Annotated in this window: 17 protein-coding genes; 7 read left to right on the top strand and 10 right to left on the bottom strand. The window is 69.0% G+C overall.

Features of this window, described 5'->3' with window-relative positions:
- Positions 1-64: 64 nt before the first annotated feature.
- Positions 65-2164, bottom strand: a complete 2100-nt coding sequence (locus tag ACY466_RS19490) for an MMPL family transporter (protein WP_463248147.1) — start codon at positions 2162-2164, stop codon at positions 65-67.
- A gap of 137 nt (positions 2165-2301) precedes the next feature.
- Between ACY466_RS19490 and ACY466_RS19485 the strand changes: the two genes are divergently transcribed.
- A complete protein-coding gene (locus ACY466_RS19485; protein ID WP_463252375.1) occupies positions 2302-2727 on the top strand; it encodes a MarR family winged helix-turn-helix transcriptional regulator in 426 nt (141 codons plus the stop codon).
- Between the two features lie 7 nt (positions 2728-2734).
- Here the strand turns inward: ACY466_RS19485 and ACY466_RS19480 are convergent, their stop codons facing one another.
- A complete protein-coding gene (locus tag ACY466_RS19480; RefSeq protein WP_463248144.1) occupies positions 2735-3859 on the bottom strand; it encodes a substrate-binding domain-containing protein in 1125 nt (374 codons plus the stop codon).
- A gap of 65 nt (positions 3860-3924) precedes the next feature.
- Here ACY466_RS19480 and ACY466_RS19475 point away from each other — a divergent pair, with 65 nt between their 5' ends.
- Positions 3925-4380, top strand: coding sequence for a MarR family transcriptional regulator (locus ACY466_RS19475; RefSeq protein WP_463248141.1), 456 nt, complete (start codon positions 3925-3927; stop codon positions 4378-4380).
- A 399-nt stretch (positions 4381-4779) separates the two neighbouring features.
- On the top strand, positions 4780-6033 hold the full coding sequence (gene fmdA, locus ACY466_RS19470) for a formamidase (RefSeq protein WP_463248138.1): 1254 nt from the start codon (positions 4780-4782) through the stop codon (positions 6031-6033).
- Between the two features lie 14 nt (positions 6034-6047).
- Here fmdA and ACY466_RS19465 read toward each other — a convergent pair whose 3' ends face one another.
- The 5 genes from ACY466_RS19465 to ACY466_RS19445 are packed head-to-tail and all read right to left on the bottom strand — an operon-like array spanning position 6048 to position 12768.
- Complete coding sequence (locus ACY466_RS19465) at positions 6048-6863, bottom strand: DNA-formamidopyrimidine glycosylase family protein (RefSeq protein ID WP_463248135.1); 816 nt, start codon at positions 6861-6863, stop codon at positions 6048-6050.
- Between the two features lies 1 nt (position 6864).
- A complete protein-coding gene (locus tag ACY466_RS19460; RefSeq protein WP_463248131.1) occupies positions 6865-7956 on the bottom strand; it encodes a spore photoproduct lyase family protein in 1092 nt (363 codons plus the stop codon).
- Between the two features lie 9 nt (positions 7957-7965).
- On the bottom strand, positions 7966-9006 hold the full coding sequence (locus tag ACY466_RS19455) for an adenylate/guanylate cyclase domain-containing protein (RefSeq protein WP_463248128.1): 1041 nt from the start codon (positions 9004-9006) through the stop codon (positions 7966-7968).
- Positions 8996-10444, bottom strand: a complete 1449-nt coding sequence (locus ACY466_RS19450) for an HAD-IB family hydrolase (protein ID WP_463248126.1) — start codon at positions 10442-10444, stop codon at positions 8996-8998. Before ACY466_RS19450 ends, ACY466_RS19455 begins: the two co-directional genes overlap by 11 nt.
- A complete protein-coding gene (locus ACY466_RS19445; protein WP_463248123.1) occupies positions 10441-12768 on the bottom strand; it encodes a glycerol-3-phosphate 1-O-acyltransferase in 2328 nt (775 codons plus the stop codon). The genes ACY466_RS19450 and ACY466_RS19445 overlap by 4 nt, the downstream gene beginning before the upstream one ends.
- Before the next feature lie 174 nt (positions 12769-12942).
- Here ACY466_RS19445 and ACY466_RS19440 point away from each other — a divergent pair, with 174 nt between their 5' ends.
- Complete coding sequence (locus ACY466_RS19440; RefSeq protein WP_463248120.1) at positions 12943-13707, top strand: DUF6319 family protein; 765 nt, start codon at positions 12943-12945, stop codon at positions 13705-13707.
- 70 nt (positions 13708-13777) lie between these two features.
- Positions 13778-14449, top strand: a complete 672-nt coding sequence (locus tag ACY466_RS19435) for a chymotrypsin family serine protease (RefSeq protein WP_463248117.1) — start codon at positions 13778-13780, stop codon at positions 14447-14449.
- 93 nt (positions 14450-14542) lie between these two features.
- On the opposite strand, the gene ACY466_RS19430 is transcribed toward ACY466_RS19435, so the two are convergent.
- Together ACY466_RS19430 and ilvD are read right to left on the bottom strand one after the other, a co-directional pair.
- Complete coding sequence (locus tag ACY466_RS19430) at positions 14543-15037, bottom strand: DUF6764 family protein (RefSeq protein WP_463248114.1); 495 nt, start codon at positions 15035-15037, stop codon at positions 14543-14545.
- A 180-nt stretch (positions 15038-15217) separates the two neighbouring features.
- A complete protein-coding gene (ilvD, locus tag ACY466_RS19425; RefSeq protein WP_463248111.1) occupies positions 15218-17017 on the bottom strand; it encodes a dihydroxy-acid dehydratase in 1800 nt (599 codons plus the stop codon).
- Between the two features lie 318 nt (positions 17018-17335).
- Here ilvD and ACY466_RS19420 point away from each other — a divergent pair, with 318 nt between their 5' ends.
- Complete coding sequence (locus ACY466_RS19420; RefSeq protein WP_463252374.1) at positions 17336-17872, top strand: sigma-70 family RNA polymerase sigma factor; 537 nt, start codon at positions 17336-17338, stop codon at positions 17870-17872.
- 35 nt (positions 17873-17907) lie between these two features.
- Here ACY466_RS19420 and ACY466_RS19415 read toward each other — a convergent pair whose 3' ends face one another.
- A complete protein-coding gene (locus tag ACY466_RS19415) occupies positions 17908-19311 on the bottom strand; it encodes an MFS transporter (protein ID WP_463248108.1) in 1404 nt (467 codons plus the stop codon).
- A gap of 95 nt (positions 19312-19406) precedes the next feature.
- Between ACY466_RS19415 and ACY466_RS19410 the strand changes: the two genes are divergently transcribed.
- Positions 19407-20459 (top strand): ATP-dependent DNA ligase, encoded by a 1053-nt coding sequence (locus ACY466_RS19410; RefSeq protein ID WP_463252373.1) that lies wholly within the window; start codon positions 19407-19409, stop codon positions 20457-20459.

Here is a 20459-nt window from a genome sequence, read left to right as displayed (position 1 = left end):
GCTCCTTGTGTTGCGGTGCTGGGTGTGGCGGTGCTGGATGTGGCGGTGCTGGATCGTGCGGTGTTCATCGTGGGATGGGCTCTGGGGTGGATTCGGAGTGGGCGTCGATGCGCGACGGCCACCAGATCCGGGGTCCGACCAGGGTGAAGATCGCGGGAATGACGACGGTGCGCACCACGAAGGTGTCCAGCAGGATGCCGAGCCCCACGATGATGCCCAGCTGCGTCAGCAGGATCAGCGGGAGCACGCCGAGGACGGTGAACACCGCGGCGAGCACGATGCCGGCGCTGGTGATGACCGCACCGGTCGAGGCCACCGCGCGGACGATGCCGACGCGCGTGCCGTGTTCCGGGGTCTCCTCCCGCGCTCGAATGACCAGGAAGATGGTGTAGTCCACGCCCAGGGCCACGAGGAACAGGAAGCCGAACAGCGGAACGTTGTCGCCGAGCGCGGGGAATCCGAACAGATTCTGGCTCGCCCAGCTTCCGATGCCCAGGGCCGCGAGGGTGCTCAGCACCGTGGTGGCGACGAGGATCAGCGGTGCCGGAATCGAGCGCAGCAGCGCGAACAGCACGAGCAGGACGACGAGCAGGATCATCGGGATGATGACCAGCCGGTCTCGGGCCGCGGCGTCGGCGGTGTCGAGGGCTTGGGCGTCGCTTCCGCCCACCACCGCGTCGGCTCCGGGGACCGCCCCCACGGCCGCGCGAAGGTTCTCGACTGCGGCGAAGGCGGCGTCGGACGCGGGTTCGGCGTCGAGCACGACGGACCACTCGGTGAGGCCGGTGTCGGACGTCCGGGCTTCGGTGGCGGAGACGACACCGTCGGTCCCCTGCAGCGCCGCGTCGACCTCCGCGGCCGCGTCGGTGGAAGCGATCACCACCGACGGATCGGACTGGCCGGCCGGGAAGTGCTCGGCGAGGGTGTCGATGCCGGTGACGGACTCGGCGTCGACGCGGAACTGCTGGGTCTGGGACAGCCCGACGTCGGTGCCGATCAGGCCGAGCGCGCAGACCGCGAGTGCGGCGATCGAGATCACCGCGGTCCGTCCCGGACGGCGACCGACGGCGTTCGCGACGCGGAAGAACACGCCACGGTCCGTCGGCTCGGGGTCCCCGACGCGGGGAACGAACGGCCAGAACAGCTTCCTGCCGAACAGCGACAGGAACGGGGGCAGGACGAACAGTGCGAACACGGCGGCCACGATCAGTCCGGCGGCCGCCAGACCGCCGAGGCTGCGCGTGCTCGGCAGGGTCCCGAGCAGAAGGGTCAGCAGGGCGAGGACGACGGTCGAGTTGCTGGCGAGAATCGCCGGGGCCGCGCGCCGGACGGCCAGGTTCAGGGCGACGCGGTGGTCCTCGTGGCGCCGGAGTTCCTCGCGGTACCGGGAGATCAGCAGCAGGGCGTAGTTGGTGCCCGCGCCGAACACGAGCACGCTGGTGATGCCGGAGGTACTGCCGTCGAAGGAGAGTCCGGTCAGTTCCGACACCCCGGTCCCGACGCTCGACGCGACGCGGTCACCGAACGCGACGACGGCCAACGGCACCAGCCACAGCACCGGGGACCGGTAGGTGGCGATGAGAAGCAGCGCCACGACCAGGGCGGTGACGGCGAGCAGGGTGAAGTTGGCGCCGGAGAACGAGTCGGCGATGTCCGCTGCGAACGCCGGGCCACCGGTGATCTGGGCGTCGAGGTCGGCGGGCAGATCCGCAGTGGCGGCGGTACGGAGTTCGGTGACCAGGTCTGTGAGCGCGAATCCGGTGTCGGCGGTGGAGACCTCGACGGGGGCGATCGCGGCCTCGCCGTCGGGCGACGGCACGACGGGGGCGCCGGCGGCGTCGGTACCGCGGTCGACGGAGTTCATGCGTTGCTGAGCGGCGGCGATCGCGGCGAGATCGGGCTCGGCCAGGGGTGCGCCGTCGGTTCGGGTGACGACGAGGATGACGGATGCGATGTCCGCGTCGGGAAAGTCCTCGAGAAGCGCGTCGACGCGGGCGGACTCGGCGTCGGAGGGCAGGGAGGTCGGCGAGCTCTCCGCGGCGGAGTTGCTGCCGATCGCTCCGATGAAGCCTCCGGAGGCGAGCAGGATCAGGAGGGCCACGATCCAGGCGCGACGCCCGGTGACGGCGTCGACGATGCGGGCCCAGGGGGAGTTCTCGGTCACCGGTCGAGTCTCTCAGTTTCTTTATCGTTAATCAACTGAGACACTTGGACGGACGCGGCCGGGTACGCTGAGCGCCGAGTTCGAAGGAGCCATCAGTGAGCACACGCGAGGAACTCGAATCCGTGATCGCCTCGGACATGCGAGCGATGACCGCCGAGTCGGATCAGATCGGCCGCGTTTTCGGCGCGCAGCACTCGTTGAGTGCCAACGACTTTCGGGCACTGTTGCACATCATGATCGCCGACGTCGCGGGACGCCCCGTGTCTCCGGGGGAGCTGGGCACGGTTCTGGGGCTCTCGTCGGCCGCGATGACGTACCTCGTCGAGCGCATGATCACCTCCGGCCACATCCGCCGCGAACCCGACACGAAGGACCGGCGGCGCGTCAACCTGCGCTACGACGAACCGGGCATGGCCGTCGCGCGAGAGTTCTTCGGCCCACTCGGCGCGCACGTCCACACCGCGCTCGCGGATCTGCCGGACAGCGATCTCGACGCGGCGCACCGGGTGTTCGGGGCGCTGACCGGGGCGATGCGGACGTATCACGCGGAGTTGAAGGGATAGCGGTTCATCACGCCAACTGCGCCACCACGCTGAAGGCCCCGACGTCCGACTCCGCGAGGAACACCGGTTGGCGGGTGTGGCTGCCGCGCAGAGCGACCTCGCCCCGCGGACCCGAGTAGCCGACGGACCCGGAGGTCGACGCGATGTCGCCCACGCGCAGGCTGCGGGCCGTGTCCGCGAGTGCGCCGAGCAGCATGACGCCCTCGTAGCAGGACTCGCCGATGTTGTTGAGCGTCGGGCCCGACGCACCGACGGCGCCGAACCAGCGCGCCCCGAACGACAGGCTCGGCGAGGTGACGACGCTCTCGAAGAACCCGCTCGCGGTGAAGAGGCCGCGGGTGGCTTCGGGACCGCTCGCGTGGAGCACGTCCTCGCCGATCATCATGGCGAGGCGGAGGTGGTGCTCGTCGAGTCCGGCGCGAGCGAACGCGCGGTTGAACGCGGCGTTGTCGGAGCCGACCATGAGCACGAGTACGCCGTCGGGACCGGTGTCGCGGAGCATGTCCATCGCGGCACCGAAGTTCCTGCTGCGCAACGGAACATAGCTCTCGCCGAGGATGTCGAGGCCGTGTGCGCCCGCGAACTCCCGGGTGTGGGCGGCCGTGCGCCGCGGCCAGATGTAGTCGTTCCCCACGATCGACCACCGGCGTGCGCCGTGATGCTCACGGAGCCACGTCATCGCCGGAAACAGTTGCTGCCGTGGAGTTTCCCCCACCATGTAGACCCCGTCCGAGCTTTCGTCGCCCTCGTAGAACGTGGTGTAGACATACGGGACTCGGCCCGCGGTGTACGGGGTGATCGCGCGCCGGGCGTCGGACAGATGCCAGCCGACGACGGCGTCGATCGCGCCGGTGGAGACCAGTCGGTCGATGGTGGCGGACAGTTCCTCGAGCGGGGCACCCGCGTCGACGGGATGGATGCGCACGGGGCGGTCGAGCACCCCGCCCGCAGCGTTGATGTCCTGGACCGCGAGTTCGGCGCTCGCCTCGCACGAGGGACCGAACATGCCGGCCGGGCCGCTCAGGGGAACGACGAGGGCGACGTCGACGGCCGGGGCGGCCGATCTCGACCCGGACGTGATCGGCCAGCCGTCCGCCGGGAGCAGGCCGTCGGGTGTTCCGAAGTCCGTCACGGGTGCACTTTCGTCGGGTGCGGGCGCGAGCACTTCACGATAGTCGGCACGTAGGCTGTTCCACCATGAACGTCCCCGATCCGCTGCGTGCCGTGGAGGAGTTGACCCGGCTGCTCGCGAGCCTGGCGTCGGACCTCGAGGCGGCCGCCGTCGGTGACGCCATGCCTCCCGCCCACTGGCACGTGCTCACGGCGACACGCGGTGGCGTGGGGGTGACGATGTCGGCGCTGGCCGCCGTGACGTCGCTGCCGGCCCCGAGTCTGACCCGGTTGATCGACGCCATGGTCGACGACAATCTGGTGTTGCGACGCCCGGACGAGCGAGACCGCCGCCGAGTGCTCGTGTTCCAGACCCGCCGGGGCGCCGCCGCGTACGGCCGGTTGGCCGCGCGTCCTGCCACAGCGACTGCGCTGGAACAACTTCTGGCCGAACGAGCGCCACGTCTGGTGGACCTGCTGCTCGAGGTGACGCCGTCCGTCAGGGCCTCGGCAGCTTCCGGTGGAGCGGGTTCGAGGTCGTAGGCGTTCCGGCGCGACCGCGGCCGGGGAGCGACGAGACGACGGCCGGTGACTCGGCCGACGCTCGGGCGGCATCGTGCGCCTTCACGATCGAGCTGTTCCCGCGACCGAGCGCCGGCGAGGTGACCGTGCGCGTGGCCGGTTCGCCGCACGAGGTGCACGGGGCCGCGTCCGGCACGGTCGCCATGGGGTGGTGCTGCTCGAAGGTCCCGCCGGTGCGACACGAGGGCGAGGAGCAGCGGAAGACGTAGGTGGGCACGGTCCGAGCGTAACCGGCGCCGGACGCGTCGGCATCGGTCACACGGATGTCACACGGGCGACGCCGTACGGATATATCGTCGTAGTGCAATAGTTTCATCTGGAAGTGATCCGCTGCAGAAGTCGTCGTCACGGAGGTGTGCTGTGCCCGAACTGTTGTTCCCGCTCGACTCGTCGAAGAGCTTCACCGATCAGCAACTGGTCGGCCACAATCGATGGCACCCCGACATTCCGCCGGTGGTGACGGTCAAGCCGGGCACCACGTTTCGCGCGCACTGCCGGGAATGGTTCGACGGTGCGATCCACAACGACGACTCCGCCGAGGACATCCTGAACGCGCCGCTCGACACGGTGCACGCGCTCTCCGGGCCGTTTCACATCGAGGGTGCGGAACCGGGCGACCTTCTGATCGTGGACATCCTGGACCTCGGGCCCATTCCGCAGGAGGACTCCGGCCCCCTCGCCGGTCAGGGGTGGGGCTACACGGGCATCTTCGCCAAGCAGAACGGTGGCGGATTCCTCACCGATCAGTTCCCGGACGCGTACAAGGCGGTCTGGGACTTCTCGGGTCAGAGCGCCACGTCTCGCCACGTCCCGCACGTGAAGTACACCGGGATCACCCACCCCGGCCTGATGGGAACGGCTCCCTCGCAGAAACTGCTGAACTCGTGGAACGCGCGCGAAGGCGCCCTCATCGCCACCGACCCGTCCCGTGTGCCGCCGTTGGCACTTTCGCCCGAGCCGACGGGTGCGATCCTGGGTTCGCTTGCCGGAGAAGAGTTCTCCCGTGTCGCGAGCGAGGGAGCGCGCACGGCGCCGCCGCGGGAGAACGGTGGCAACCAGGACATCAAGAACTTCACGCGCGGGACGCGGGTCTTCTACCCCGTCTTCGTGCCCGGAGCGAACCTGTCGTTCGGCGATCTGCACTTCTCCCAGGGAGACGGCGAGATCACCTTCTGCGGCGCGATCGAGATGGGCGGTTTCATTGACCTGCACGTCGACCTGATCAAGGGCGGCATGGAGACGTACGGCGTGAGCGAGAACGCCATCTTCATGCCCGGCAACGTCGAGCCGAAGTACTCGGAATGGATTGCGTTCTCGGGTATTTCGGTCACGCTCGACGGTGAGCAGAAGTACCTGGACTCCGACCTGTCGTACCAACGTGCGTGTCTGCACGCGATCGAGTACCTCACGAAATTCGGGTACAGCCCCGAGCAGGCGTACCTGTTGCTGGGGTCCGCGCCGATCGAGGGTCGACTCTCGGGTGTGGTGGACATCCCCAACTCGTGTGCCACGGTGTACATTCCGACGGCCATCTTCGACTTCCCGGTCGCGCCGTCGGCGTCGGGTCCGCACCGCATCGACCCGGGGATGGGGGCTCCGCGGGCGAGTATGTGAGCCGAGCGGGCCGCTCAGCGGTCCGCGTCGCGTTCCGGCCCCGGCTGGCAGTGCGGACACCACCACGTTCGCCGCCGCTCCGCGTCGCCCGGCACCTCGGGCACCACGCGGATCGACGTGCCGCACCGCAGGCAGGGCTTCCCCGCCCGCCCGGCGACCCAGTGCTGTCGGCCGGGCCGGGTGTCGCCGGTGGTCACCTGCATCGCTCTCGGCACGGTGGCGGAGTGCCGCATGGCTTTACGGGTGAGCGCGACAAGGCGCACCGCGTCGACGTCGCCCGCCGGACGCCACGGGCCGAGCCCACGGAGGAAACAGAGCTCGTTCGCCCACAGGTTCCCGGGCCCGGCCATCACGCGTTGATCGAGCAGGGCAGCGACGATCGGCCGCGTCGGTCGGGCGGCGATGTTCGCGACCGCGAGCTCCGCGTCGAACTCGTCGTGCAACGGATCCGGTCCGAGGTGAGCGACGAACGCACGCGCGTCCGGCGTCGTCGCGAGATGCACGACGGGCAGCGTGATGCCGTAGGCGGTGGGGCCGTCGACGCAGTCGAGCAGTACCCGCACGTCCGGGTCGAGGCGGCGCGGCAACCGTCGACCGGGCCGGGTCACCGTCCACGAACCCGTCATCTTCAGATGGGTGTGCAGCGTGAGGTCGCCGTCGAAGTCCGTCAGCAGGTGTTTGCCGTGCGTGCGGTGCCGCAGCACGGTGTGACCGGAGAGATCCGCGGTGGCGTACGCGGGGACGTTCAGCCGCCCGGCAGCGAGGGTGCGCCCGTCGAGCGCCGCGCGCAGACGACGCGCCAACGCGAACACGGTGTCACCCTCGGGCACGTCAGGTCCAGTACAGCAGCTGGGCGTCGGGAAGCACGCGATCGAGCTCGTCGGTGAACCAGGTCCGCATCTCCGCCATCGTCTCGCGCGGGTAGACGTACTTGACGCCCCCGAACTTGTTGCGCTTCGCGGTGCGCGCGTCCTCGTCCATCTCGAGCTTGGTTCCCGGGTACCAGCTCAGCAACACGTCCTTGCTCGACGGCGTGAAGCGGTGCGTGATGATCTCTGCGGTGAGATCGAGATCGGGCACGTCCCGGACGGCGTCGGCGACGTCGGCCAGCAGGCGCCCGTACTGCTCCCGCCAACCGGGGATCGGCATGATCGGAGCGATGGTCAGCCCGACGCGGTACCCGGCGAGGGCGAGGGAGCGCAGCGCCGTCAACCGAGCGGGCATGCGGGCCGTACCGCCTTCGAAGCGATTCGCGACGTCCGCCGCATTGACGGACAGACGGACCCGGGTGCGTCGGCCGTGGTCGAGGGTCAGCAGCTCCGTGACATCGTCGAACTTGGTGGTGAATCGCAGCGAGACACCGTCGCCGTAGCGACCGGACCCCACGCGGGCGATCGCCTCGGCCAACGACCCGGTGACGTGCTCGATGCCGAGCGGATCGGTGTAACAGGACAGCTCGAACGTGGTGCCCTCGTGACCGCGCTCGGTGGTCCCGCTGGTGATGGTGCCGCGGCCGGCGTGGGTGCCGATTCCCGCGAGAACCTCGTCGAGGTTCGCGAACACGCGCGTCACGGGCGGTCCGGAGAGCGATCCGGCCAGATAGCAGTACTGGCAGTGCGCCGGGCACCCCTTGGCGAGGTCGATGCGCCAGTCGGCGCTGGGGGGAATGGGCTGGGGTTTCAGGGCACCGGCCGGGGCGGCGACCACGGCGAGCGTCGTCTTCGCGCGAGCGTAGGTCTGCCGCTCGGTCTCACCACGCAGTCCGGTGAGCCGGTCCCCGAACATCACGTCGATCTCGGTGACCCCCGCGGCTTCGCATCGGCGCACGATCTCGGCGGTGTGCGGCAGCGTCGACGCGGACTTGGTGATCAGCACGCGCGCAGGCGTCCAGATCTTGGTGGGGGCGGTGAGAGTGTCGTCCATTCCATCGTGTCAACGCTCGGAGTCGGCGGTTCCTTCCCGGTCCCGGTTCCAGCGCAGCGCGTACGTCCGAAGCTTGTGATAGCCGCGCACCTTGAGCGGCCGCAGCGACTTGAGATAGAACTCGTCCTCATCGGCCAGAGCATCGGCGGTCTCGCTGTCGACGAGCACGGTGCCCGGGTGCGCGCTGCTGGTCAGGCGGGCGGCGATGTTCACCACGGACCCGTAGACGTCCCCGAACCGGGCCAGAACGGGTCCGACGGCCACACCGACGCGCAGCTTCGGGATGTCCTCGCGATCGGCGAACGCCTCGTGCAGCTGCAACGCGATGCGGGCCGCGTCCACCGGGCTCGAGGCTCGGAACATCACCTCGTCGCCGACGTTCTTGACCACCGAACCGTGGCCGCGGGCGATCACGGTGGTGGTCACCGATTCGAACTCCTCCAGAAGACCGGTGAGCTCGCCGACGTCCAGTTGCCGCGTCAGCGAGGTGTAGCCCACCATGTCCGCGAAACCGACGGCGACCACGTCCGGTGCGGTGTCCGAGAAGTTCACCGCCAGCGCGCGTCCGCTGGCGGCCGCCAGGTGCCGACGCCACACGTAGTTCTGCAGGTGCTCGAGCGCCGGGATGGTGTTCTGCGACACCGCGCGTGCGTCCTCGCGAATCCGGTCCCGGTCGCCGGACCCCGCTTCCGACGCCTCCTCGGCGATTCGGGCGGCGATGTAGGAATTCACCACTCCCACCTGCCATTCCGCGAGCCGCGACATCGACTGCCCGAGTGTCCGGGCGACCGAGAGTTCCATCGACTTCTCGACCACGTTGTCCTGGACGAGGTCGGTGATCATCTTCAGGGCCTGGACGTCGGCGTCGGTGTACATCACGGCGTCGGGATCGGGGTCGGTGGGAAATCCCATCGCCACCCAGAGTTGCTGCGCACGTTCGAGTTCGACGCCGGCGAGCTGCGTCACCTCGTCGCGGTTGTAGCGTGCGGTACCCCCGAGGATCGAGTTCTCGATCTCCGACCGCGTCCGGCCGTCGGGTCTATCGGGCATTGCCCAGGGTGCGGTCGAAGAAGCCGCGGACCTCGGCGATGTGCTCGTCGAGGGTGTCGGCCGACCAGTCGCTGGTCGAGATCGGTTCGCCCACCGTCACTTTCACGTGGCCGGAGTGCGCCGTGAACGAGGACTTCCACATCACGTCCCCCGCGTTGTGAAGGACCACGGGGACGACGGGCACGCCCGCCTCCATCGCGAGATGGAACCCGCCCTTCTTGAAGCGGCCGAGGCGGGACGTCGGCATCCGGGTTCCCTCGGGCGCGATGGCCACCGAGATCCCGCTGTGCAACTTGTCGATCGCGGGTTTCATCGCGTCCCTGGCCAACGCGGTGTTGGACCGATCGACGTACGCGACGTCGAACAGGGCGCCCAGCGGAGCGAATCGCGGATCACGGCTCAGCTCCTTCTTGGCGATGGCGGTGATGTCGCGGCGGAGGATGCGGGCCACGATGATCATGTCCATCGTCGACTGGTGGTTGAACATGAACACCGCCGGCCGCTGCGACCAGACGTTCTCCTCGCCGTCGACCTCCACGGACACGCCGGTCAGGGCGAGCGCGACCTCGGGGGCGATCGAGTTGGTGATGTTCGCCCCCACCCGGCGGCTGCCGCTGAGAATTCCGAGCGTGGCGCCCAACCCGGCGCTGGCGAGCACGGAACCCAGGGCGGCCACGCTGCGCACCGTCGAGGTGAGATCGGCTCCGCGGGCCGGTTTGTCGAGGGTCACCCGCGGCCAGGCGCGGTCACGGGCGGTGCGATCGAGTCCGGCGTCGGGATTGAGTGCCACGGGGCGTCCGACCGTCTCGAGCATCGGCACGTCCTCGGCTCCGTTGGAGTAGCCGAAACACACCCCCGTGTCGACGCCGGCACGGCGGGCCCAGTCCTCGATGCCCTCGGCCTTGCGGGGACCCCACAGGGACTTCCCGACGAGCGCGCCGGTGAGGACTCCGTCGGCGTCCATCTCGGGCCGGGTGCAGACGAGGTCGTCGAACTGCAGATCCTCGACAACCGCTTGCGCCTGATACTGCGTCGCCGACGTCGACATCACCACCCGGTGACCCGCGCGATGGTGGGCGTTCACCAGCTCGCGCACCTGCGGGAAGATCTGGGACGCGAGTTCGGACCGGAAGAGGTCCGACGCCTGATCGAGCAGCTCGTCGTGCGTCTTGCCCGCGAGGGCGCGCACCGCCTTGTCCATGAGGTTGTCCACCGTGGTGCCGCGAACCTGCATCTCGACGACGGCGGTACTGATCTCCCAGAACTCGAAGAGGCTCACGTCGAACCGGCGCAGCCGTTCCTTGAACACCGCGGCGGCGGAGTACCCGTCGATCACCGTGCCGTCGAAGTCGAAGAACGCGACCACGTCCGGGCCGCGCGGGGCGTCGTCGATGTCGCGGAGCAGGTCCTCGAACGAGTGGGCCGGTCCTCGGGTCACCTGTCGCCTCCTGAGCGAGCCGGGCGTCCGGCCGGGTCGATGGTGTGTTCGGTGCGGTACGCCAGGCCGACGCCGTCGACGCGGTGCACGTTGTCGACCGCGTCCAGCGCGGAGTGCGCCATGCTGCGGATGTCCCGGCAGATTCTTCCCCACGCGGCGATCTCCGCCGCGAAGACCCGTCGCCGCTCGATCACGTGGCCGGGGTCCTCGCCCTCGGCGCTGTCGAGCAGTGCTCGGTTCTCCGCCAGCCGCAGCGCGGTGTCGAACAGCTCGTTCGAGATGGCGTCGCTGTGGTCGAGCTGCTGACGCAGGCGCCGCGACTGGGCTACCCCGAGGCAGTCCATGAGGAACGTCTCGCGGTCGAACGACACCCCCGGCGCCAGCGTCGTCAACTGATCCGCCACCACCAGGTAGGCCTCGAAGATGGGCTGCAGTACGCGGTGGGCGAGGTGCAGGGGCTGGCGTTCGAGCGAATCGACCGCGTACGACGGTTCGTCGAGGCGCGAGCGCCACTGCGGGTCGATGAGCTCGACCTCGGCCTCGAGGCGTTCACCGAATTCCTTCTTCTCGCCGAAGAAGAACTCGAACTTGAGCAGATCTCTCAACTCCAGCGCCGAGTTCCACAGGTCGTCGGCCGCGACGGTTCCCGACGGGCAGTCCTTCGTCCGCAGCACCACGAGTTCGCCGATGGCACGCATGACGAAGAAGTGGATGGCGTTGTTGCGGAAGAACGACGCGACGAGATGCTTGTCCTGCGCGAGACGGAACAGCGGCTCGGGGCCACCGTCGAACCGGATGACCACCCCGGCGGCGATCTGCTCGCGGACCGCGGCGGTCATGACGTCGACGTCCGCGAGTTCGATGTTTCCTGCGGTGGGCAATCCACGACGCCCGATGTAGTGGGTGAGCGGCTCGATGATCGACCACATCTCGGCGACGTTGAGGGCGCGATCCTCGATGCCGAGCATCGCCATCGCGACGAGGGCCGCCGGCGTGACCGGGGTGGACTCGTTGATCGCGTGGGACACGGCGAGCGCGGCCCGCTGGACGGCGACCCGCTTGTCGTCGTACTCGTCGAGGAAGGCGCGGGCGGACAACGGCTTGCCGAACCGCAGGTAGACGGTCCCGCGGATCTGACCCTGTGCGCGCACGTATCCGATGGCCATCCGGATGCCCTCGGCCTGCTTCTTCGCGCCGTGCGACTCGCGGGCCATGTCGCCGACCTCGTGCAGCCGGTCGTAGGTGATGGACGTGGGGATGAGGTACGCATCGGCGGCGGTGCTGGACTCGAGCGAATCGAACAGGTACGTGAGCAGACCGAACCGTGGGGGCCGAAGTTTGCCGGTGCGCGAGCGGCCGCCCTCGATGTACCACTCGAGGTTGAACTTCTTGCTCAGCAGGAAGCTCATGTACTGCCGCAGCGTCCATTTGTAGACGGCGTCGGAGAACTTGCGTTGGATGAGCACGACCCCGCTGCGCTTGGCGATCGGGCCGATCGGCCAGAACCCGACGTTGACGCCACCCATCACGTGGTTCAGCGGGAAGCCCTGCTCGAGCAGGGCCGGACGGAGCACCAGCGGGTCGAGATACGAGCGGTGATTGGGAAGAAAGACCAGCGGGAACGATTTGTCGAGTTCCCGGATCTCGGCGAGCCGATCGGTGTCGACCTCCACCCGGTACGCCCGCGAGAAGAACTTGCCCAGCTGCCCCCACAGCTCGACCGCCGACCTCTTCTCGGTGGCCACCATCTCGTCGAGGATGGCGTGGACGCGCTCGTCGACCGCCTCGACCGACTGGTCCACCGACTCGGCGAGTTCGGCGAGGTCCGCGCGGAACTGGGACCGTTCGGTGAGCTCCTCGACGACGAAGCGCGGCAACTTGTACTCTCTGCCGATCACCTCGCGCTCGGCGCGGTCGAGGGCCAGCGACGCCTGGCGGGCGATGTAGGAGGACAGGGACCGGCCCCCGGTCGAGGTGAACCGGGACCGCAGGTCCGAGACGGTGGCGGGTTCGCCGACCACCACGCGGGGAGCGCCGCGCCGGGTGGTGAGCCGCGAGATCATCGATCCGACGGCGCCGGGCGGGCGCTCCGGTTTGATCCGGATGACGCGCAGGGGGACCACCATGGGGTCGTTGCTCAGGTCTCGGGCGGTGAACTCGTCGAGCGCCCGGCCGGTCATGACCACGGTGTCGACGTCCCCCGCCGCGTCGTGCTCGTCGATCCATTCGGTGGCGACGTGAACGTCGAGGTCGGAGACCGCGTCGATCAAGTACACCTGCGCTCGACGGCTCGTGCCCGGCGGTCGAGAATCGAGCTGTGACATAGGCCTGCTGCCTCCCCCTGATGTGATGCCGCCACGCTACGCGGGAGGGCGGACACCCGGCGGCGGTTCGGACGCAACGCCTGGCCCGCCGGTCCCCGACGATGTCGAACGCATGTTCTACGATGGGGCCTCGATACAACTGCGCGCACGACCCATCGGTGAGAGGCCACGACCATGAGCGCGACCGTTCGGCGGCGAGCCGCCCGCACCCCCGGTGACGCCCTGACCCCCGCCGACCTCGAGACCCTGACCGCCGGGCTCGCGTCGGGCAAGCGGGTGACGGTGTATCTCCGGGAAGCGACGCCCTCGCTGGGACTCGAGGAGGGCGCGTCGGCTCGCGTGCTGTCGGTGGACGGGACCACCGTCACCGTCAGCCCCAAGGGGATCGACGACCAGTTGCCGTACGAGGCCGACGAGCTCCGGATGACGAGGGAAGCGCCGGCGAAGCCCGTGAGAAAGTCGTCGCCGCGGCCTCGGGTCGCGAGGACCGAGGGGGTCGCGCCGGCCGCGGTGTCGCCGGAGACACCGAAGGCGCCGCCGGCCGTGGAGACACCGAAGGCGCCGCCGGCCGTGGAGGCACCGAAGGCGCCGCGGGCCGCGGAGGCACCGAAGGCACCGCCCGCGTCCACTCCCGCCCCGACCCCCGCGAAGCGTCGGGCTCGCAGTCAGCCCGCCCCGGTGGTCGTCACGATCTCCTCCGGAGCCGACGACGTGTGGACGGTCTCCGTGGCCCACGGCGCGAAGAAGGTCGGTCGGCCCGCCGAGGTCACCGCCGATCGGGTGGTGCGCGCGGTGCGCGAACTGGGCGATCCGACCGTCACCGCCGCCGTCGACGAGGTCGTCGAGAACGCGCGCGCCGCGGCCCAACAACGGGTCGAAGCACTGAGTCGGGAGCTCGAGACGGCCCGGGCGGCCCTGGAAAGACTGAAGAACGGGTGACGTCACCGCGGACTTGCACCGAGGGGTCTCCTTCGATTGCTACAGTGCGCAGGACTTCCGGAGGGGAAACATGTTCAAGAAGATTCTCATCGCAGCCACTGCTGCCGTCGCCATCGTCGGGGGGCTCGGCGTGGGTACCGCGTCCGCGGCACCCGTTCCCGTCCTGGGTGGTGGATCGGGCATCCTGGTCGCCGACAGCGCCGGAAACGGCAAGTTCGACTGCACGCTGACCACCATCGGTGATGATGCCGCCGGTCGCCTGGTCGGCATCACCGCCGGTCACTGCGGCGTTCCCGGTGACCTGATCGGCGCCGAGTACCTCCCCGAGGCCGGTGCGGTCGGTCGGGTCGTGTCGTCCGTTCCGGGTCTGGACTACGCGGTGATCGAGTTCGATCGCGGACGCGTCGCGCCGACCAACCGCATCGGCAACGTCACGATCACCGGGGTGGGCGCACCGCTGTCGTTCCCCGGCATCATGTGCAAGGAGGGCCGCACGACGGGTAACACCTGCGGCATCTCCTACGGCGAGATCTTCCAGAACGATCGCACCTACACCCAGATCTGCGTGAACCAGGGCGATTCGGGTGGGCCCGTGGTGGCCGGCACGACGCTGGTCGGCATGGTGAACGCCTACCTCGGGGTTCCGTGCATCGGGCCTCAGGTCGGCACCAACATCCAGACCGTGTTCGACGACATCAACCGCGGCGGCGGCGTCGGGACCGGGTTCTCTCCCGTTCGCTGATCGCTCGACCCGTACGACGAAGGCCGTGACCCCTCGGGGGGTCACGGCCTTCGTCGTGTGCGGGTGGTGCCGTGTGCGGGTGGTGCCGATGGATCAGTTCGCGCGCAGGCAGGCCTGGAGCGTCGTCAGATCGCCCGCGAAGCTGGCGCCGTTGCAGGAGACGCCGCCGAGGGAGTCGACGGTGGCCGTGGCGCCCGGACCGGCGATGGCGATGGACAGTCCGGGGTTGAGGCCGAGAGCCGAGGCGATGCTGCCCGGTCCGAAGGCGATGGCGGCCGGTGCGGCTCCGCCGACGGCCGAGCTGTCCGCGACGCCGCCGTTGAGGCCGAGCGCGAGGGCGAGGGCGTTGACGTTGGCGGCGGCCGTGGCGTCACCGTAAGCGGCGGCCGCGCTGGTGGCGTCGCTCGTGGCCGAGCACAGGGCGCCGATGGCGTCCTGGCCCAACGGTGCCTGGCACACGGAGAGGGGCTGCGCGGGCGCCGGGGCAGCGGTTGCGGTGGCGGGAGCGAACGCGGCCACGCCGAGTGCGATGCCGAATGCTCCTGCGACGGCCTTGGTGGTGATCGACGCGGTGCGGGTGACGGTCATGAGGGTACGAACCTTTCGCTCGGTTCCGAAGACAGCGAGCGCCATCCCCGGCATCGGCTGCCGGTTCCCCCGACCGCCTACCCTCAGGGTGCCCCGGGATCGTGTAGTCCAGCGCACACCGTGGTCACGGAACGGTCACGTTGGGATCGCGCCCCGGTCACGGACCGGGACGCGACGGCGTCAGCTGCAGACCGCACCCTTCGACGCAGACCCCACCAATTTCGAGTATTTCGCCAGCACACCGCGGGTGTAGCGCGGGGGAAGCGGTTCCCACCCGGCTCGACGCTCGGACATCTCGGCGTCGTCGACCAGCAGATCCAGCGTGCCGTTGCCGACGTCGAGTCGGATGCGGTCACCGTCGTTCACGAAGGCGATGGGTCCGCCGTCGACCGCCTCGGGCGCGATGTGTCCGACACACAGACCCGTGGTGCCACCGGAGAACCGGCCGTCGGTCATGAGCAGGACGTCCTTGCCCAGTCCCGCACCCTTGATGGCGCCGGTGATGGCGAGCATCTCGCGCATACCGGGCCCGCCCTTGGGGCCCTCGTAACGGATGACGACGACGTCGCCGGCGGTGATGGTGCCGTCCTCCAGGGCGTCCATCGCGGCGCGCTCACGCTCGAACACCCGAGCCGTGCCCTCGAAGACGTCGGAGTCGAAGCCCGCGGACTTGACCACGGCGCCGCCCGGGGCGAGCGACCCCTTCAGGATCGTGATGCCGCCGGTGGGGTGGATCGGTTCGGTCATCGCGCGCAGCACCAGACCGTCGGGATCGGGGGGAGCGATGTCGGCGAGGTTCTCCGCGACGGTGCGGCCGGTGACCGTCATGCAGTCGCCGTGCAGGAGACCGGCGTCGAGCAGGGCCTTCATGATCACGGGAACGCCGCCGATGCGGTCGACGTCGGTCATGACGTGCTTGCCGAACGGCTTGACGTCGGCGAGGTGCGGAACCTTGGCGCCGACGCGGACGAAATCGTCCAGGGTCAGATCGACGCCGGCCTCGTAGGCGATGGCGAGGAGGTGCAGCACGGCGTTGGTGGATCCGCCGAACGCCATCACGACGGCGATGGCGTTCTCGAACGCCTCCTTCGTCATGATGTCGCGGGTGGTGATGCCGCGGCGCAGGAGTTCGACGACGGCCTCACCGCTGGCGCGGGCGAAACCGTCCCGACGCTTGTCGGGTGCGGGCGGGGCGGCGCTTCCGGGCAGCGACATTCCCATGGCCTCGGCGGCGCTGGCCATGGTGTTGGCGGTGTACATGCCGCCGCAGGCACCTTCGCCGGGACAGATGGCGCGCTCGATCGTGTCGACGTCCTCGCGCGACATGAGGCCACGCGAGCAGGCGCCCACCGCTTCGAAGGCGTCGATGATGGTCACCTGGTGCTCGCTGCCGTCCGACAGCGTCGCGAATCCGGGAAGGGTGGAACCCGCGTAGAGGAAGACGCTGGCGAGGTCCAGGCGGGCGGCGGCCATGAGCATGCCGGGCAGGGACTTGTCGCAACCGGCGAGAAGTACGGAACCGTCGAGGCGCTCGGCGCTGATCACGGTCTCGACGCTGTCGGCGATGACCTCGCGCGAAACCAGCGAGAAGTGCATACCCTCGTGCCCCATCGAGATGCCGTCGGAGACGGAGATCGTGCCGAACTCCAGCGGATATCCGCCGCCGGTGTGGACGCCTTCCTTGACGGCCTTCGCGAGGCGGTCCAGAGAGAGGTTGCACGGAGTGATCTCGTTCCAGGACGACGCGACACCGATCTGCGACTTGCCCCAGTCCTTGTCTCCCATGCCCACGGCGCGCAACATGCCGCGGGCCGCGGTCTTCTCGAGGCCGTCGGTGACGTCGCGACTGCGGGGTTTGACGTCCGGACTCGACTTCTCGGAGTTCGGGGACCCGGAGTTCGGGGTGCCGGAGTTCGGGGTGCCGGAGGCGTCGGTCGTGGGAGACTCGGTGGTGGACGCGTCGTCCGTGGTGCTGCTCATGAGGAAACGATAGACCGCAGGGCATTCGGTCCTGCAGGGGTGGTGGGCGACGTTTCGAACGTCCGTTACTGTTCCGTTATTCATAGGTGACCAAATCGCGACCTAGAGGTTGCGCTAACGCTCACTTCCGAGGGAATGCTCGGGGTAACAGAAAAACGCTCTCGGCGTTCTTCGGATGGGGTGAGCACCGTGGAATCAGTTCTGGCACAACCGAATGCAGCGATCTCGGAGCCGCCGCGGTCCTCCGACGCTTCGTCCGAAACCGATCGGTCTCGATCCACCACGACGCTCAAGGCGAGCGGACCGAGCCCGGCAGAGCTGTCCGTTCTGCTCCAGGCCATCGGTCGGGGTGACCGCGAGGCCTTCGCCCGGTTCTACGATGCGACGTCCTCGCGGGTCTACGGCGCCGTGCTCCGCGTGCTGCGTGATCGTGGCTTCAGCGAGGAGTGCGTGCAGGACGTCTACCTGGAGGTATGGCAGAAAGCGCCGAGTTTCTCGCCGAGTCAGGGCTCGCCCGCGGCCTGGCTGGTCACCATGGCGCACCGCCGCGCCATCGACCGGGTGCGTTCCGAACAGTCCCGCACCGATCGCGAGTCCAAGTACGCGATGCTCGACGCCGCACTCGGAGTGCCCAACACCTCGGATCGTTTCCTCGACCGTCGTCCGGTGATGGATGCTCTGGCCAATCTGTCCGGTCGGCAGCGCGAATGCCTGTTCATGGCGTTCTTCGAGGGCCTCACCTACGCCGAGGCCGCCGAGCGCATGAACGTACCGGTGTCGACGATGAAGTCACGCATCCGCAGCGCGCTCGCCAAACTGCGCGAGGATCCGGGCGTCGCCTGCCTGGTCAACTGATTCGGCGGAGCGTTCGAACGCCGGCCGGTCCGGGGTCATGCGGGTGATCCGGAACTCGGGCTCTCGGCGACCGTCGGGGTACGAACGAACAGAGCGGCGATCACCGCGCCGAGAACCAGAAGGCCCGAGCAGATCACCATCGCCGCATGGAATCCGCCCGAGAATGCGTCGGGCGTGAGGGCGCGATCGCCTCCGACACCCACCAGTCCGGGAATTGCCGCCACCGCCAGGAGTTGTGACGTGCGCGCCACCGCGTTGTTGACCGCGGACGCGCTTCCCGCATTGGCATCCGGAGCTGCCCCGATGGCCGTGGCGGTCAGGGGTGCCACCAACAGCGCCAGGCCGAGGCCGAAGATCACCACTGCCGGCAGCACGGTGGTGACGTAGCCGGCACCCGGATCGATGCGAACCATGGCCAGCAGACCGACGGCGGCGAGCAGCGGCCCGACGGTCATCGGTAGTCGGGGGCCGATCCGAGTGGAGAGCGCTCCCGCGCGCGACGACAGCAGCAGCATCGCGACGGTGATGGGAAGGGTGGCGGCCCCCGCGGCGAGCGGTGAGTAGCCCAGTCCGATCTGAAGTTCCAACACCAGCAGGAACAGCACCCCGCCGAGGGCGGCGTACACCGCGAGAGTCACCAGGTTCGTGGCGACGAAGATGCGGGAACGGAACAACGTCGGCGGAACCAGCGGATGTGGACTGCGGCGCTGCAGGAGAACGAAGGCCGCGGCAACACCGACGCCGACCAGGACCGGACCCCACCGGCCGTGGATTGCACCGAAGGTCACCAGCGCGAGCGCGAGCGCAACCGTCGCCGCCCCGGCGACGTCGAGACCCGGTGGGGAGTGTTCGTCACGGCTCTCGGGGACATGGCGCATCGACACCGCCACCACCGCGACCGCCACCGGAACGTTGATCAGGAACACCGACCGCCACCCGGCGATCTCCACCAGCCAGCCGCCGAGAAGGGGACCGACGGCCGCCGAGACGCCGCCGAGTCCCGACCACAATCCGATGGCGGCCGCCCGATCCTCGCGAGCGAGGGACGCCGAGATCAGTGCGAGCGAGCCCGGCGTCAGCAGAGCCGCGCCGACCCCCTGAATCACCCGTGCCGCGATCAACATCTCGATGTTCACCGCGAACCCGCATCCCACGGACGCCACGGCGAACCAGACGGTGCCGAGCACGAACATGCGTCGGCGCCCGAAGCGATCCCCGAGAGACCCTCCGAGGAGCACCAGGGCGGCGAGCGTGAGTGTGTATCCGGTGACGGTCCACTGCAGTCCCGCCACGTCGGCGCCCAGGTCCGCGCCGATGTCCGGGAGGGCGACGTTGACGACCGTGCCGTCGAGCATGGCCATCGACGATCCGAGGACGGTCGCGGCGACGATCCATCGACCACGCGAGCTGCCGAGGACGATGGAAGGTGCGGAGTTCATGGCGACACTGTAGGGCGATTCGCGCGGGACCTTTCGTCGTGAGTACGAGCGACAAGGAGCCTTCCGGTGAGTCGAAGACGTGGGAGGATGACGTGGTGGATCTTCCCGTGCTTCCGCCGTTGCAGCCCATGCTGGCCAAGGCCGCCAAGACGGTGCCCGTGCAGCCGGACTCCGGTGCGCCGACCTGGTCGTACGAGCCGAAGTGGGACGGGTTCCGCACCATCGTCTTTCGGGACGGCGACGACGTCGTGCTCGGGTCGCGCGGCGGCAAGGATCTCGCGAGGTACTTCCCCGAGATGGTCGACGCGGTCCGTGCCGAGTTGCCCGAACGATGCGTCGTCGACGGTGAACTGGTCGTCGCGCTCGAGACCGACGGTGCCTGGCGATTGGACTGGGATTCGCTGTCCGAGCGGATTCACCCGGCCGACAGCCGAGTTCGTATGTTGGCCGAGAAGACACCGGCGCAGTTCGTGGCGTTCGACCTCCTCGCCCTCGGCGACGAGGACCTCACGAGTGCACCGTTCGCGGAGCGACGCGCACGTCTGGAAGCGATCCTGGACCCCGAACTCGAGGCCCCGCGGTGCCACGTCACCCGCGTCAGCGCCGAGTCCTCCGTGGCCGAGGACTGGTTCGATCGATTCGAGGGTGCCGGACTCGACGGCGTCGTGGCCAAGCGCCTCGATTCGGTCTATCTGCCGAACAAGCGGGAGATGGTGAAGATCAAGCATGCGCGCACCGCCGACTGTGTGCTGATCGGGTACCGAATCCACAAGTCCGGCAACGGAATCGGATCGATGCTCCTGGGTCTGTACCGGGACGGCGAGCTGCAGATGATCGGAGGTGCGTCCGCGTTCACCGACAAGATGCGGCTCGAGCACCTCGCCGATCTCGAAACCCTGCGCGTGGGTGAGGACGTGGTGGCGGACGGGGAACAGACCCGGTGGCGGAACGGTGTGGACCGAACGTGGATCCCGGTGCGCCCCGAGCGTGTCCTCGAGGTGGCGTACGACCAGATGGAGAAGGACCGGTTGCGCCATGCGGCGCGGTTCCTGCGCTGGCGCCCGGACCGCGACCCGTCGAGCTGCACCTACGATCAGCTCGACAGTCCCCCGGACTACGACGTCGCCGACGTGCTGGACGGACGCTGA

This window comes from Rhodococcus sp. K11/5, assembly GCF_055193735.1.
Note: the sequence above shows the minus strand (reverse complement) of the source record. Positions and strands in the feature narration are given on the sequence as shown.